Source organism: Wolbachia endosymbiont of Drosophila pseudotakahashii, from assembly GCF_026015925.1.
GTDB lineage: Bacteria > Pseudomonadota > Alphaproteobacteria > Rickettsiales > Anaplasmataceae > Wolbachia > Wolbachia pipientis.
This window is the reverse complement of the sequence record NZ_CP110359.1, coordinates 713,206-728,546: the sequence shown is the minus strand read 5'-3', so window position 1 is coordinate 728,546 and position 15,341 is coordinate 713,206. Positions and strand designations below refer to the sequence as shown.

The window sequence follows — 15,341 nt, the reverse complement described above, 5'->3', positions numbered from 1 at the left end:
AGATGTTCTTGACTTACGTGCTTTGTACTGCTAAAATTTTTATTTTCAGCCCTATCTATAATGTCAGTAGCGGTATTAAGTATATTTCAAATAATATTGGTTGTTGTGTTAGTAATTTTAGTGCTCTTGCAGCCACCTGGAAGTAGTTCGTTAAGTGGTTTTAGTAATGCACAACAGGGGGTCAATTCGATGATTCCGGTGAAATCTTCTGAAAACCCGCTCAGCAGAATAACGGCTATTGTTGCTGGATTGTTTATTATAAACACATTGCTATTGTCAGGATTATGTTCAAAAGACGTACATAAAAAATCGATCGCAGAAAAAATTATATTAGAAAAAAAGCAAGAAAGTGAACCTACTTCTGTTCCATTTGAAAATTAATGAAGGAAGCTAAATTTATCTTTGTCACAGGTGGAGTTGTGTCATCGCTTGGTAAAGGCTTAGTTGCTTCAAGCGTTGGTGCGCTTCTTCAAGCTCACGGTTTTAAGATCCGTATCAGAAAACTTGACCCGTATCTCAACATTGATCCTGGGACAATGAACCCAACTCAGCACGGAGAGGTATTTGTTACCGAGGATGGTGCTGAAACTGATTTGGATCTTGGGCATTATGAGCGTTTTACTGGAATTAAAGCAACAAAAGATGACAATATAACAACTGGTAAGATATATCATGAGTTATTGAAGAAAGAGAGGCGTGGTGATTATCTGGGCAAAACTGTGCAAGTCATTCCTCATGTGACAGATTTGATCAAATCGTTCATTTTTAATGGTACGGAAGGTTTAGATTTTGTAATATGTGAAATAGGCGGAACTGTAGGTGACATTGAAAGCCAACCATTTTTGGAGGCTATACGCCAAGTTAACTACACATTAGGAAAACAAAGAGTTATCCTGATTCACTTAACTTTAATACCATATCTTACCGCAGCGCAAGAATTAAAGACAAAACCAACGCAGCATTCAGTTCGAGAGTTAAATTCCGCGGGGTTACAACCAGATATTATATTATGCCGCAGTGAGAAAGAAATTTTCGATAATCAAAGAGAGAAAATAGCTAAGCTTTGCAATGTTTCTTTATCCAATGTAATACCTGCCCCTGATGTGAGTCATATATATGAGTTACCGGTGTTGTATAGCCAATGTGGGCTTGATACGCAAATTTTGGAGCACTTTCATTTAAGTAAGCCAAAACCAAGCTTGACTGAATGGGATCAAATAGTGCATTCCATAAGGCACCCAACACAGGAAGTTACTGTATCTATAGTGGGAAAATACACCGAATTCCCTGATGCATACAAATCACTGATTGAAGCATTAAATCATGGTGCGATTAGTAATAAAGTCAAAGTAAAGATAAATTGGGTTAACTCAAGAGAGAAGGAAGAAAAACCTATAAATGAAAAACTTATAGGAGAGAAATTACAGAATTCTCATGCAATCCTTGTTCCAGGGGGGTTTGGTGATGATGGAGTAGAGGGTAAAGTATTAGCAATAAATTATGCCCGTACAAATAATATCCCATTTTTCGGAATTTGCCTTGGTATGCAGCTTGCAATTATTGAATTTGCTCGTAATGTTGTTAAGCTTGAAGATGCACACTCTGAAGAATTTCGTAACTGTAAACATCCAATCGTTAAGTTAGCTGGCGATCAAGATGACGATCTTGGTGGAACCATGAGACTTGGGGCATACAAATGTAATATAAATGCAAACTCTAAAATGATGGATGCATATAGTAACACTACTATTTCAGAAAGACACAGGCATAGGTACATAATCAATTCAGATTATAAAGATGACTTAGAAAAAAATGGGCTGTTATGCAGTGGCATATCAGAAGATGGAACGTGCATAGAGGTAGTGGAGTTAGAGAGTCATCCGTGGTTTATTGGTGTGCAGTTTCATCCAGAATTTCAATCAAAGCCGTTTTCTCCTCATCCTCTTTTCGTGTCGTTCGTTAAAGCAGCAATTGATAAGAAATAAGTGCCTAGTGTTTAAGTATCAATATATGGAGCTTGCCATAGAGCAAGCCAAACTCGCTCAAAAAAATGATGAGGTGCCCATAGGTGCTGTAATAGTGAGTGGAGACAATATCATTTCTTCTGCACACAATATATCCAGCGATCCAACTGCACATGCAGAGATGTTAGCGATCAGACAAGCATTTTCAACTCCCACGCTTTGTGATGCTGATATGTACGTAACATTAGAACCATGTCCGATGTGTGCTCAAGCTATTTCCTTTGCCAGAATTAAACGATTGTACTTTGGAGCTTATAATCCAAAAGGTGGAGGAATTGAAAATGGTGCTAAGATATTTCAATTTTGCAGCCATATACCTGAAGTTTATGGTGGGATATTAGAAACAGAATGCTCTTTTTTGTTAAAGGATTTTTTTGAGAAATTGAGAACATAGTTTAAGTCTATCAATTGTCATTTGCTTGCTTATCTCTGAAACTATCTTCACTTTTTTCCATATAGCCGCCTCTAGTCTAACTGTGCAGATCGATTTGTTGCCACGTGCGTAATAAGTACAACATTAGAGTTGCTAGATAAATTATTATTAGTACCAGCTTCAGCGGCCAAATAACGACCATCTTCAGTACATGTGAGTATATAATTTAATAGTGTTGCGGCTGCTCCCCTATCATTCAGTTTTGGGTCCAAACAATAATCTATCAATTTACTAATTGACTGTTTATTTGTAACTCGACCCTCAAACTCCCTGAGAGATCCTACTCTCTCTCCTAAGTTTATAACGAATTGCTGTGTTTCTTCAGGTGTAAGTTTACCTACTCTGTAATCTCACTCATTTGCGGTTCTTGCACGTTCTACTTCTTCGTGTCCATAGCAGCCTAATAGGTTACTTATTGCCTGTACCATACCATTTAGACTATTTGCAAGTTCTACTCCTAATATCCTATACAATGACTCTTGTACCGATGTCGTATAAACTTCATCAATCACTTCTTTCAGGCAGACCAGAGTATAGATTATAAATTTTCTTTCTTCTCTTGATTCTGATAGGCTCTTTAAAATATCAGTAAGAGTTGGTACTATAACATTCCGCACAACTTCTTGATTTCTTATTAAGTTTGGTACTGTATTTTTTAATACCTTAGCCCACTGCTTATCTTCAGGCAATTTTCTTTCACTTATGGCAGTTAAAATTGTACTTCCAAGAGTTGGATCAGTTATTGCCTGAAAAATAGCATATGATACTTCCAATGATCAATGGTAAACAAGCGATAATAGATGTAAATTGGAAATAGGAATGCTGGAGCGTATCTTTAGAACATCTTTAACAGCAGCATAGAATTTCTTTAAAGTACTAGAATCTCTAGCACCTTGAAGTTCTTCAAAATTACTTAACTTATTAATGAAATTTTCTTGTATATTTTGAAATCTTGCTTCAATTAATTCCTTTTTGGATGTCATTTTTTTAGCTACACTTTCAGTCTTTTCCTTTACTTCCAGGTATAGTGCACCTGCTTCTGCTCCTCTTTCTGCTATAGTTGATAACCCGCTAAACAAATCATTAGCTGCTTCTTCTAGACTTATGTTAAATACAGCATTATTAACAATTACCTCGTGTTTGCGTTCCCCTTTTACTTTTTTATATAATACAAACAGAGACATAGATGCTATTGCAGTCAAAAAGAAGGTCACAGCTACTATTACTAACACTAGCGGAGACATTTTAATTAGAGTAAACGTGGCTGCAGCTCCCATACCAAGCGAAAACATCGCTACACATCCAACCGCTACTTGGAAATACAACTTACAGTTTTTCTTATTATTTGAAATGTTTGCGTTATTTGGAATGTCTGCTCTGTTTCGTAAAAGAAACCCGATACCTTCTATATCTCGATTCTGAAGAGCTTGTATCAGTAAAGATGACCCATTATGCGAAACATTTGCTCCTAGATCTATACAAGATTGAGCACTATCAAATAATTTATTGTTGAAAAAATACTCCAATGGTGTTTCACCAGAAGGCAATTTGAAATTTTTTACTAACTGCATGTTTTCACTCTGATCACCTCTTTCTATATATAGCTTGAATAGATAAACAGCTTCCCTAGGAGCTATTCTTGCGTGAAAAGCATATTCAAATGCTGTAAGGTTATCATGATTTTTGATATAGAGATCTGCACCATTCTTAAGAAAATCATAAAAAGTAGCGTTAGCTGTATAGGTTTCATCACATTCAATTAAGCGCTGCTTAATAAAATTGACAACAGCGTAGTGTAGTGAGCTATTTCCATTATTATCTGGTATATTAACGTTAACTCTTTGTTTTATGAGATATTTTGCATGGCCCAACTTATCTTGAATAATTGCATTTAGTAATAACGTTCTTCCTTCAGCATCTTGAGAATTTACTCCTTCATGTGCTCCCCTTTCAAGCAATAGCACAGCATTTTCAACATCACCTTTTTCAGCTGCAACACTCAGTAGGGCTTGATCACCTTTATTAACATTAATGTTAGCACCATTTTTTAGCAACCAATCTATAACCTCTTCCTTTTCGCATCTGTCCTCAATCTCTAATGCTTTTGTAAGCACATCAAAGCAGTAGTTATGGTCAGAAACAAGTTTATTTAAATCTAATTCCCCTATATTAAGGTTGCGTGAGTATAAAAACTTTTCACTATGTTGTGCTCCATATTTTTGCAGCAAGCTATACATTTCACTGCCATATTGAGCATAATCCAAAGCAGTACAACCATCATTATCCTTAGCATTTACTTCTATTTTTTGATATAACATAGACAATGGCAAAAACCTTGCTACCAGGTGCTGAGACACTTCTTTTTCATTAGCTTCTAAAAACAACTCAACAACTTTTCTATTTTCATTCCTAACAGATCTATGCAGTACAGTACGATCGCTAGCATCTATAGTATCAATCCTACTGTCATTGCTTATTAATGAACTTATAACTTTTGATGAGCATTTTTTTTCTATAGCAACGTCTAGAATAGCTTTGCCATTTTTTGTAGCATTTATATCTAAATCTTCCTTGATAAGCTGCTTAATTCTGTTTTCCCTATCGGTGCTGTCTGAGTAAGCAATACCTGAATGAACAGCATTTCCTGCTTGTTCACGTACTATATTAATTCTATTATTATTTTCTGTATTTGTTGTCATATACCCTCTATAAAGCCTAACTTATGTCATACTATATTTGTGACGCTTGTAAAGACTTAAATTTACAGTTGGAAATACTGTTTTTTTAGACGAATAGAATAAGAAATTAGTGTTACGCATAAAAAAGTTTATCATGGCATGTGTTTTTGATCGTTCTAATTTTTCCGCAATAAAATTTTCTCATTTAGCGAGATTAGCGCATTTTTCACACCTTTTTTCAACTTAGGAGAATACACACTTAAGAGAAAACTAAGACCAATCAAATTTCTTATCTTGCGGGTTTATTTGCAATATTGCTACCACACTGATCAACAAGCAGAAGACTATATAAAGCCCAGCAGCAAGGTTTGTTTGAGGAAATGTTACAGTCAACCAAATACAAACCATAGGAGTAAATCCTCCATGTAACGCATAAGAGATATTGCGTGATAAGCTCACACCACTAAATCTAACATTGGTAGGAAAGAGTTCAGATGCAACTATTCCTATGGGAACTATACCCCTTTCTATTATAGAGAGAACCATTACGCTCAACGCAATCACAAGATAATTTTTATAGTAATATGCAATAGATAACGCAGGACAACACAGTGCCATTGTAATTGCTATAAATAAGATTGCAGTGCGCTCTTTTCCAACTTTATCAGCCAACATTCCAAACGCTATTGAAGATATCGGCATTAATACACTGGTTATAATCAATACAATTTCATTGATATATGTTGTTACATAAACATCCACTGATGCTATTTCCTTTGCGAGAGTTCGAAGAAATATGGTAAATCCAACAGCAACATTAACAGGTACAGATATTAAAATAGCAAGTATAAGAGCTCTCTTGTGGCGTTTTATAAGCTCTATTATTGGCAAATCAGGTAAATTTCTTTGTTTTCGATTTTTTTCATATGCTGGAGTTTCTCCCAATGTGTATATGCTATACGCGCTAATTAATCCTAAAATAGCTGAGAAAATAAATGGCAATCTCCAACCCCAGGTACAAAAATCAGTAGTTTTTTTGCAGATAATCACTATCACCGCAGAAAGCAAGACACCAATGGAGCGACCAAAACCCATCATTCCAAAATACATCCCTAAGTTCTCTTTCCTACTGGATAAATGCTCTATAAGATAAACAGAACTTCCTTGTTCACCACCAAGTGCAATTCCTTGTGTTATATGGATTGCAAGAAGCAATATAGTAGAAATTATACCTACTTGATTGTGACTTGGAATAAATGCAATGAGACTTGATGGTATCGATATTAGCAAGATAGTAATTATTAATGCTATCCTCCTTCCATACCTGTCACCAACGTGACCAAATATGAATGCACCAAGTGGCCTTACAATTGCACCTAGCCCTACAATTCCAAATAATTGCAGTATGTTACTGTAGACATCTTTTGCAAAACAAAACTCTCTGCTGATTATGTTAATCAAATCAATAAAAAGCATGTAGTCATACCATATTGCGATTCTGCAGAGTATGGTTGATATCAACACCCTTGTTTGCACTAAATTCAATTCGTAAATGTTTGCTTATTCTATTCTGGCTGCTTTTTGGGATTTTACAACCTAAACATATGGAGTTGACTTTTTTATTATGGTGTGTGATAATTGCAATGAATATAGCTTATTTAGCAGCACTTATAGCAGCAGCTATAATAAAAATAGCAGCAGTAATACTTTGTGCTATAATGTGTATAAGCATTTTCTTTATATTATTTAAGGGAAAAAGAACACTTAGATTCAAAAGGATTTCTATCTCTTCTGAAAACAGTAGGTGTAATTTCTATAATACTATCAATTATATCTCTCCCACTTGTTATATTAAGCCTTACTACTCCGTCACCTCTGGTAGTAGGTATAGTAGGTGGTATCGTTGGTGCTATTTCCATAATAGCATTAATAGTAGCTTACATTTTGCTTGTGGCTATATCGAATATCTTTACTACCAAGTCTTTATAAATTTGAGCTAATGTTACTGTCTTCATTTCTTCTTGGTTGTAATATTGCTGAAAGTTATCTATTTCCATAGGTATAACATATAATCTGATTTTATAAGATATTCTACCGGGATTAAAATATCGTAAATCTTAGGCGTTATAAACAAAATTTACAGGAAAAATAAGATGATACTACTCAAAAAGGCAAACAAGACGGTATCTTTCTGGCATAAGTTAGCATTCAGCTTTACCTTTCCTTGCAAGACATTTTAGAGCTATTATGTCTTACTTCTTGAAGATACAAGTTAGCGTTTTTAACCCGAATTCTGGATTGGAGATTAAAAAAAACAAGAATATCAATAGCTTATTGTTTTAGCACTTACGATAAAGCAGTAAGCATTTTAAGACTAGTTACTAATTTAGTAAAATTCAAGACTTTCAATAATTTACCTAAAATCTAATCCAGAATTCGGGTTAATAATAAAATCTTGTTTTTTGAAAATGAATTTGGTAAACTTTAAAGATGTATGTGACAATATGGTGATATGTTGTTTTTAGTATTTAATAAATTAAAGTACGTACTTGATAATTTTTCTGAACGCTCTAATCAAGCTAAAATAGGTAAGCTAGATAAAATTATTCTTAGTTTAAAATTGGTATAAGGTATTAAGATGAAAAAAATTGAAATTTCAGAATTACTAAAAAGAATTTCAATCTGTTTACTATGCGTGGCAACTATTGTCTCTATCGCTTTTTTGTTTGCCTATATGCATACAATGTTGCTTAGTAAAGGGTATGAGTTAGCTGCACATTATGTTAGTGAAGCTATGCCTTGTGTGTTACTTGTCGTTTTCTTTTTTATTGCTTGGTTTATATATGATCAAATATTCAGCAAACTAAAGGAAGTAGAGCTGCCTATATCGATAGAATTAGCTGATTCAGATGATAAAAGAACAACATTTGCTGATGCTATAATTGATGACTCCTTAAAACAACGGTTGCAGATGATTTGCTGTGACCAAATGACAGAAGAAATGCGCAAGCTGTTTGGAAATAAAAGTATTAATTCACTAAGAGGTTACATATTACATGGCCCTCCTGGAAATGGTAAAACACTTATCGCTCGTGCAATTGCAGGTGAATCAAATATGAATTTCATAAGCATCTCAGGTCCTGAACTTATTGGAGTATATATTGGTCATGGTGCACATGCTGTACGCGAGCTTTTTAAAATAGCAAAAAAATATTCTCCTTGTATAGTCTTTATAGATGAAATAGATGCAGTTGCTCAAAAAAGAAGTACCGCTAATAACTCAGCTTACCATTGTCAAGAGGGTTTAACACAGTTGTTAACTGAAATAGATGGATTTAAGAGCAGAAAAGATATAATAGTAATTGGTGCAACTAACCTTATCGGTGGTATAGATCCAGCACTTATTAGACCTGGGCGTTTAGGTCAGAAGGTTTATGTCCCTAATCCAAACATAGAGGTGAGACAAAGGATATTGGAACTTTATATGCGAGTGCGAGGTACAAAAACTGATGAAAAGCTAAACCTCCAAGACATTGCAGACAAGACTGAAGGCTATTCTGGGGCTGAATTAGAGCAATTAGTGAATGAAGCAAAAATTAGCGCTGGTGCGCAAAGACGGCTTATAGTGAGTGAGGAAGATTTCAGTTACGCGCTTCACAGGTTAAGTCCAGAACAAGAAAGAGATAGAATAAGGTTAGTTTCAAACGTGAAGACACAGACAGAAGTATCTTATTCTATTTAGAGTATAAAACTATCATAAATTTTTCTGTTATTTCCAAATAAATTGCTATTAATTTAACAACATACATTACTAAAAGCTTAAATAATCCAGCCATTTCCAGCAACAAAAAACAGCAAGCGTGAGAAGATTTTTTTTTGGAATGAGTTGGTCATGATGTTTGTAAAACTTAATTTGTACACTTTACTTACCCCAGTAATTCTGATATAGTTACTTTAGTTAAAGTCTATAAAAGTTTATAAATGGCAACCTTAAGTGTAAGAGAAGCTTTATGTACAGCAATTAGAGAAGAAATGCAAAACGACTCTGATGTGCTTATCATGGGTGAAGAAGTTGCAGAGTATGATGGTGCTTATAAAGTAACGAAAGGATTACTGAAAGAGTTTGGGGAAAACAGAGTAGTTGATACGCCTATTACCGAACATGGATTTGCTGGCCTTGCTGTTGGAGCGGCATTTGCTGGATTAAAGCCAATAGTCGAGTTTATGACTTTTAATTTTTCTATGCAAGCTATTGACCAAATTGTGAATTCCGCAGCAAAAACAAATTATATGTCAGGCGGACAACTTGGATGCCCTATAGTATTTCGTGGACCAAATGGCGCTGCAGCAAGAGTTGCTGCACAACATTCTCAATGCTTTGCAGCTTGGTATTCGCATATACCGGGGTTAAAAGTAATAGCACCCTATTTTGCCTCAGATTGCAGAGGTCTGCTTAAAGCTGCAATTCGTGACCCTAATCCGGTAATATTTCTAGAAAACGAAATAGCTTATGGACATGAGCATGAAGTTTCTGACTCTGAGCTATCAAACAAAGATTATCTACTTGAGATAGGCAAAGCTGCTGTTATACGGGAAGGAAAGGATGTAACTATCACTGCTTTTTCATTAAAATTAATGGATGCCTTAAATGCAGCAGATTTACTTTCGAGTGAAGGTATAGAAGCTGAAGTTATTGACCTCAGAACCTTAAGACCACTTGACACTCAAACTGTTATTAACTCTATTCAGAAGACTAATAGGTTAGTTAGTGTAGAAGAAGGATGGCCATTTGCAGGAATAGGAGCAGAGCTGTCAGCCGTTGTTATGGAACAAGGATTTGACTACCTTGATGCTCCAGTTGTACGTGTAACTGGCAAGGACATCCCCTTACCTTACGCTGCAAATCTAGAAAAAAAAGCATTACCGCAAGTGGAAGATATAGTTGAAGCCGTGCATCAGGTCTGTTTTAGAAAAAAATAGTTCTTTTTTGTGTCTCCTATTCCGCATTGGTCCATCAAAGAAGTATTTCCAGTGCCGCCTGTACCACCCATTACTTTTATGACGATAGTTTTAGCACCGAAAAATACAGCACAAAATATACCGAGTGCAAAAAGAGCTGGCCATGGCATTCTACCAAATATCGCAAGCAAAGCTGCACCTATTATCACTACGGTCATAAGCGGTCCGCCTATTCCCCAAACGTAGCCAATAATGTTACATATTACTTGAGCAGTTGTATCAGTATTAGTGTCAGCGGCAGCACTCCCAACATGAGAAAAAGAAATAAATAATACTATAAAAAGAATATTAAAAACTTTCCTAGGGTTCATCTCTATACCTTAAATTTAGATATTGCAATTATACCTAAAATACTATAATTTTTAGTAAAACTAGCATAAAGATTGAATAACAAACAGTGCCACAAAAGTAGTTGATACACAACTGCACAAATATTGTAATATAGACATAGTAAACGATATTATTCCAGTGCTTGACGCTGGAATCCAGACTTTAATTGTTATATTTGTAAATAAGTCTGGTAAGAATAAACGTTCATCTCAAATGCAGTATTTTTGTTGAAATAGCTCAACTGGATCCCAGTGTCAAGCACTGGGATGACAGCAGTCCTACGTCATACCGCCGCGGTATCTCAGCCGCTAACAAGTAGCGGGATGACGGTTGTCGTTTAGCCATAAACATTAAGAAATTTACCAAATAAAAAAAGGCAAAAGAAGCCCCGTGGTGGTTGGCTATTTACTATGTACTAAAATATCGGCTTTTTTTTTATTCTAAAACGCTTGATTAAGAGCGATTTAGCTGCTTTTAACTTGCAACTAACCTACACCGCAAGTGTTTAAGAAATTTACTAAGCAGGAAAAAAGGCAAAGAAACCCCGTAGTAGCTAGCATTCAAATTCTCCCTTGTCAATTTGACGTTTTTTGCTGTCTTAAACGCTTTGTAAGCGCGTTTCGGCTTATATAGGTAAAAACCCAGAAATTTTTAAAGACATGCGATGCACGTAGTGCGAAAAATTAAACATGAGACGCCAAATACCCTAAGTTTTTTGTCATTAACCTGCACAGATTGCGAAGATAAATAAATAGCTTCAGTTTCATGATAAGTGGGCTGGCGGAGTTTGTCAAGTAAGTTTTTTCGTTTCTAACGGTTGTTGCCAAAAACTATACAAGAAGTCTTTTAAGATCAATCACTTATCTTCAAGGCTTGAATAAAAGCATTCTGTGGAATATTTACGTTCCCTATAGAATGTAACCTTTTTTTACCCTTCTTTTGCTTTTCAAGTAGTTTCATTCTTCGCGTTACATCTCCACCATAGAGTTTAGCTGTTACATCTTTTCTGTATGGGTTAATCGTTTCTCTGGCAATAATTTTTCCGCCCACTGCCGCTTGAATCGCGATTTTATATTGCTGACGTGGTATTAGATCCTTCAAGCGTGCGCATATTTCACGCCCTCTTTTTTCTGCCCTACTTTTGTGAACGATACAAGCCAGTGCATCTACGGGCTCTCCATTAATTAAAAAGCTTAATTTATCTATTTGGCTTACCAGATAGCTGGAAATTTCCCAATCCAAACTTGCATATCCTTTGGAAATTGATTTTAATCGATCATAAAAGTCAAAAACAACTTCAGACAGTGGTAATTTATATCTTAACAATGCTGTTGTTGTGTTACCAATGTAAGATAAATCCTCCTGTTCTCCCCTCCTTTCTTCACATAGAGATAGAATCTCTCCCAAGTATTGGTCAGGGACCATTATGGTTGCGGTAATCCATGGTTCTTCCACAATTTCAATTTTCGTTGGATCTGGCATATCACTTGGGTTATGAATATTCAAAATTTCACCACTTCGTGTTGTAACCCTATATATGACACTCGGTGCAGTTGCTGTTAGGTCTAAATCAAATTCTCTCTCGAGCCTTTCTTGAATAACTTCAAGATGCAACATTCCCAAAAAACCACAACGAAATCCATAGCCTAGTGCATTTGAAGTTTCAGCTTCGAAGGTAAAACTTGCATCATTTAAATGTAACTTCTCTAGAGCTTCCCTTAGATATTTAAAATCATCCGTTTTGTGAGGGAAAATGCTACAAAATACCACAGGATGCACTTCTTTAAATCCAGGAAGTGCTTCACTACAAGGTCTCTTTTCCTCAGTGATAGTGTCTCCTACCTTGCAGTCTGCTACTTCCTTCATTGAAGCAGTTATAAAACCAACTTCACCCGCTGAAAGCTCACTCGTCATAACTTTTTTAGGGGTGAAAATACCAATATTGTCCACTTGATATGTAGCATTATTAGACATCATAACAATTCTCATGCCTTTTTTTAGCACTCCATTTTTAACTCGCACTAAAATTACTACTCCTAAGTAAGTGTCATACCAACTATCAACCAAAATTGCTTGCAATGGAGCATTTACATCACCTTGAGGAGCTGGAAGTTTTGCTACTATTGCTTCCAGTACATCTTTTATTCCAAGTCCAGTTTTTGCTGATATTAAAACTGACTCACTTGCATCAATACCGATTATTTCCTCAACCTGGAGTTTTACCCCTTCTGGATCTGCAGCAGGAAGATCAACTTTATTGAGCACAACTATTATTTCATGGTTGTTGTCAATAGCTTTATATACATTTGCAAGGGTTTGTGCTTCAACGCCCTGGCTACTATCTACCACTAAAAGTGAACCTTCACATGCGGCTAAGCTTCGGCTTACCTCGTAAGAAAAGTCAACGTGACCTGGGGTGTCCATGAGATTTAGGCAATATTGATTACCGTCGTTTGCCGTATAATTGAGTTTTACCGTCTGTGCCTTAATTGTAATCCCACGTTCGCGTTCTATATCCATTGAGTCGAGTATTTGATTGGTCATTTCTCTTGCTTCAAGGCCATTACATTCCTCTATTAAACGGTCAGCAAGCGTTGACTTACCGTGGTCTATATGCGCTATTATTGCAAAATTTCTTATGTTGTTCATTGATGGCCTACTTATACTTAATTAGTAAAACCATTTTACATTTTAAGTGTTGTGAGGGCAATCCTTTATTAAGAGACTATTTACTCCTTCAACATAGACGACACTTTTTTCGAGCAGGAAATCACTTTATTAACCATATAGTTTTCATGATTATTATCTATTTTAGGCAACTCATACAGATAATTTACCATCATTCCAGCCGACTGACTAATACCTTTTTCAGAAGTATCCGCCATCCAGTTTAATTGTTTTATCGATGCACCATTGCTTAAATGAAAATGCGCCACCGGATCATAAGCATTCCCATTACTATTATTCACTTTTAGTAAATAATATGCACATAGTTTAAGCATGCATTGTTTAGTTTCATTTGTACATTCAACATTAGTTTTTAATTGCTCTGCACTTTCTAAAATTTCTGCACTAGATTGTTTTATATTTAGTTTGCCCAATAAAGTGACATCTTGGTTTAGATTGTTTTTTAGCCATTTCGTAAAGCCAGGTATTGGAGAAAGAGTTGCGTATGTTTTTATACTTTTAAACTCCTGTGATAGCTTTTCTACAACCCTTTTGATCAAAAAATTACCAAGGCTGATTCCAGATAACCCTGCTTGAGTGTTTGATATTGAATACAATATAGCAGTGCTTGCATTACTCGGATCATTTGAAGGTACTGACTCATCTAAAAGGTGTTGAATACTATCTGCAATCTTATCTACCAATGCAACCTCTACAAAAATTAGAGGTTCGTTTGGTATCTTGTAATGAAAAAAAGCAAAACAGAGACGATCAGAATCTAGTCTGTTTTTTAGGTCGCCCCAAGAGGAAATTTTATGCACAGCTTCATATTTTATAAGTTTTTCTAGCAATGATGCAGGTGAATCCCAGGTGATTTGACGAAGATCAAGTAGATCAACATCAACCCAAGTATAGAGTATATTTTTTAATTCGCTTTCTAGTGGATTCAAGCTTCTATATTGGTTCTTTAGCTTAAGCACGTCAGAACGCATATCAACAATAAACTTAAGGCCTTCTGGTAAAGAAATAAATTGCTTTAATATTTTAGAACGCGGTGATTCAAGAATTTTTATTAAATCCTGTTCAAATTTATAGTTTAACTCGGGATCTTGGTTTTTCTTATACTCTCTAATTTTCTCATCTATTTCCGCTTTATTCGGATTAAATTTTTCTGCCAGGGTTTGTAGAAATTTTATTTTACCTTTCTCTGATAAGCTTAAGTACAAGTTACCAAGAGATACAGCGTTTTTACGTGCTGAAACCTCCCCTCCCTTTGGATTTAAGCACTCGTTCATCTTCAAGACTAAACTATCGATATCGCGACTGTTGCTTAAATCAGGACTGATGTTACCAATCCACGATCTTACAGCATCTGCCACTCCACCTAGTATTTTAAAAAAGCTTCTTACCGCCTTTTTGTCTTCAACTTTCACTATATCAGTTTTTACCAATGATTCTTTTGTCATAGATTCCCTTTATTATACATAGCTAATGCAAGTCAGGGTCATACCGCTGCGATATCTCTAGATCCCGCTAACAAGTAGCGGGATGACGAATTTGTCGTTTGTCAAATCGTCGGTAAACCCAAGTTATTTTAGCTACATATAGCTTAAGTTAAAGGAAAATTTTAGCTACATAGCAGGCACTATTACTAGATTATTAATAATTCAGTAATACAATAGACTTCTTGCACTACCTCCCAAGCCACAACTGTCATTCAGTAGAAACGAAAAAACTTGCTTGACAAACTCCGCCAGCCCACTTATCATGAAACTGAAGCTATTTATTTATCTTCGCAATCTGTGCAGGTTAATGACAAAAAACTTAGGGTATTTGGCGTCTCATGTTTAATTTTTCGCACTACGTGCATCGCATGTCTTTAAAAATTTCTGGGTTTTTACCTATATAAGCCGAAACGCGCTTACAAAGCGTTTAAGACAGCAAAAAACGTCAAATTGACAAGGGAGAATTTGAATGCTAGCTACTACGGGGTTTCTTTGCCTTTTTTTTCATTTGGTAAATTTCTTAATGTTTATAGCTAAACGACAACCGTCATCCCGCTACTTGTTAGCGGGATCTAGAGATACCGCGAATGAATCGCGGTATGACGGTCTGCGGCGGTATGACGGTTCGTGGCGGTATGACGGGTAAGCAATTCGTCATCCCGCTGCTTGTTAGAGGCTAAGAGAT

13 protein-coding genes are annotated in these 15,341 nt (G+C 35.7%); 5 read left to right on the top strand and 8 right to left on the bottom strand.

Annotated elements, in window-relative coordinates:
• Positions 1–60 precede the first annotated feature (60 nt).
• Genes secG through ONI09_RS03795 form a run of 3 tightly spaced genes read left to right on the top strand, consistent with a single transcriptional unit; the run spans position 61 to position 2,418 of the window.
• A complete protein-coding gene (gene secG, locus ONI09_RS03805; protein WP_182319295.1) occupies positions 61–381 on the top strand; it encodes a preprotein translocase subunit SecG in 321 nt (106 codons plus the stop codon).
• Positions 381–1,985, top strand: a complete 1,605-nt coding sequence (locus tag ONI09_RS03800; RefSeq protein WP_265013723.1) for a CTP synthase — start codon at positions 381–383, stop codon at positions 1,983–1,985. Before secG ends, ONI09_RS03800 begins: the two co-directional genes overlap by 1 nt.
• Before the next feature lie 25 nt (positions 1,986–2,010).
• Positions 2,011–2,418 carry a nucleoside deaminase gene (locus ONI09_RS03795; RefSeq protein ID WP_209472967.1) on the top strand — a complete coding sequence of 136 codons (408 nt, stop codon included), beginning with the start codon at positions 2,011–2,013 and terminating at the stop codon, positions 2,416–2,418.
• A gap of 71 nt (positions 2,419–2,489) precedes the next feature.
• On the opposite strand, the gene ONI09_RS03790 is transcribed toward ONI09_RS03795, so the two are convergent.
• The 5 genes from ONI09_RS03790 to ONI09_RS03770 all read right to left on the bottom strand — a co-directional run bounded on the left by ONI09_RS03790 (position 2,490) and on the right by ONI09_RS03770 (position 7,054).
• Positions 2,490–2,684: a hypothetical protein gene (locus tag ONI09_RS03790; RefSeq protein WP_265013722.1), complete on the bottom strand. Its 195-nt coding sequence runs from the start codon at positions 2,682–2,684 to the stop codon at positions 2,490–2,492.
• A 123-nt stretch (positions 2,685–2,807) separates the two neighbouring features.
• Entirely contained in the window at positions 2,808–3,230 is a 423-nt protein-coding gene (locus ONI09_RS03785) for a hypothetical protein (RefSeq protein ID WP_265013721.1), read from the bottom strand.
• A gap of 3 nt (positions 3,231–3,233) precedes the next feature.
• Positions 3,234–5,156 (bottom strand): ankyrin repeat domain-containing protein, encoded by a 1,923-nt coding sequence (locus tag ONI09_RS03780; protein WP_265013720.1) that lies wholly within the window; start codon positions 5,154–5,156, stop codon positions 3,234–3,236.
• A gap of 249 nt (positions 5,157–5,405) precedes the next feature.
• Positions 5,406–6,611, bottom strand: a complete 1,206-nt coding sequence (locus ONI09_RS03775; protein WP_264707566.1) for an MFS transporter — start codon at positions 6,609–6,611, stop codon at positions 5,406–5,408.
• Positions 6,612–6,877: 266 nt separating this feature from the next.
• Positions 6,878–7,054, bottom strand: coding sequence for a hypothetical protein (locus ONI09_RS03770; protein WP_265013719.1), 177 nt, complete (start codon positions 7,052–7,054; stop codon positions 6,878–6,880).
• A 719-nt stretch (positions 7,055–7,773) separates the two neighbouring features.
• On the opposite strand from ONI09_RS03770, the gene ONI09_RS03765 reads away from it, so the two are divergent.
• Together ONI09_RS03765 and ONI09_RS03760 are read left to right on the top strand one after the other, a co-directional pair.
• Positions 7,774–8,877: an ATP-binding protein gene (locus ONI09_RS03765; protein WP_265013718.1), complete on the top strand. Its 1,104-nt coding sequence runs from the start codon at positions 7,774–7,776 to the stop codon at positions 8,875–8,877.
• Positions 8,878–9,116: 239 nt separating this feature from the next.
• The gene (locus ONI09_RS03760; RefSeq protein ID WP_012673123.1) at positions 9,117–10,115 is read left to right on the top strand and encodes a pyruvate dehydrogenase complex E1 component subunit beta; all 999 of its coding nucleotides are present in this window, start codon (positions 9,117–9,119) and stop codon (positions 10,113–10,115) included.
• Here ONI09_RS03760 and ONI09_RS03755 read toward each other — a convergent pair.
• The 3 genes from ONI09_RS03755 to ONI09_RS03745 form a co-directional block, all read right to left on the bottom strand.
• Positions 10,091–10,465, bottom strand: a complete 375-nt coding sequence (locus tag ONI09_RS03755; RefSeq protein WP_265013717.1) for a TrbC/VirB2 family protein — start codon at positions 10,463–10,465, stop codon at positions 10,091–10,093. The two genes, ONI09_RS03760 and ONI09_RS03755, sit on opposite strands and share 25 nt — an antisense overlap.
• 871 nt (positions 10,466–11,336) lie before the next feature.
• Positions 11,337–13,133 carry a translation elongation factor 4 gene (gene lepA / locus ONI09_RS03750; RefSeq protein WP_264339418.1) on the bottom strand — a complete coding sequence of 599 codons (1,797 nt, stop codon included), beginning with the start codon at positions 13,131–13,133 and terminating at the stop codon, positions 11,337–11,339.
• 80 nt (positions 13,134–13,213) lie between these two features.
• A complete protein-coding gene (locus ONI09_RS03745) occupies positions 13,214–14,617 on the bottom strand; it encodes a malonyl-CoA decarboxylase (protein WP_265013716.1) in 1,404 nt (467 codons plus the stop codon).
• Between the last annotated feature and the right edge of the window lie 724 nt (positions 14,618–15,341).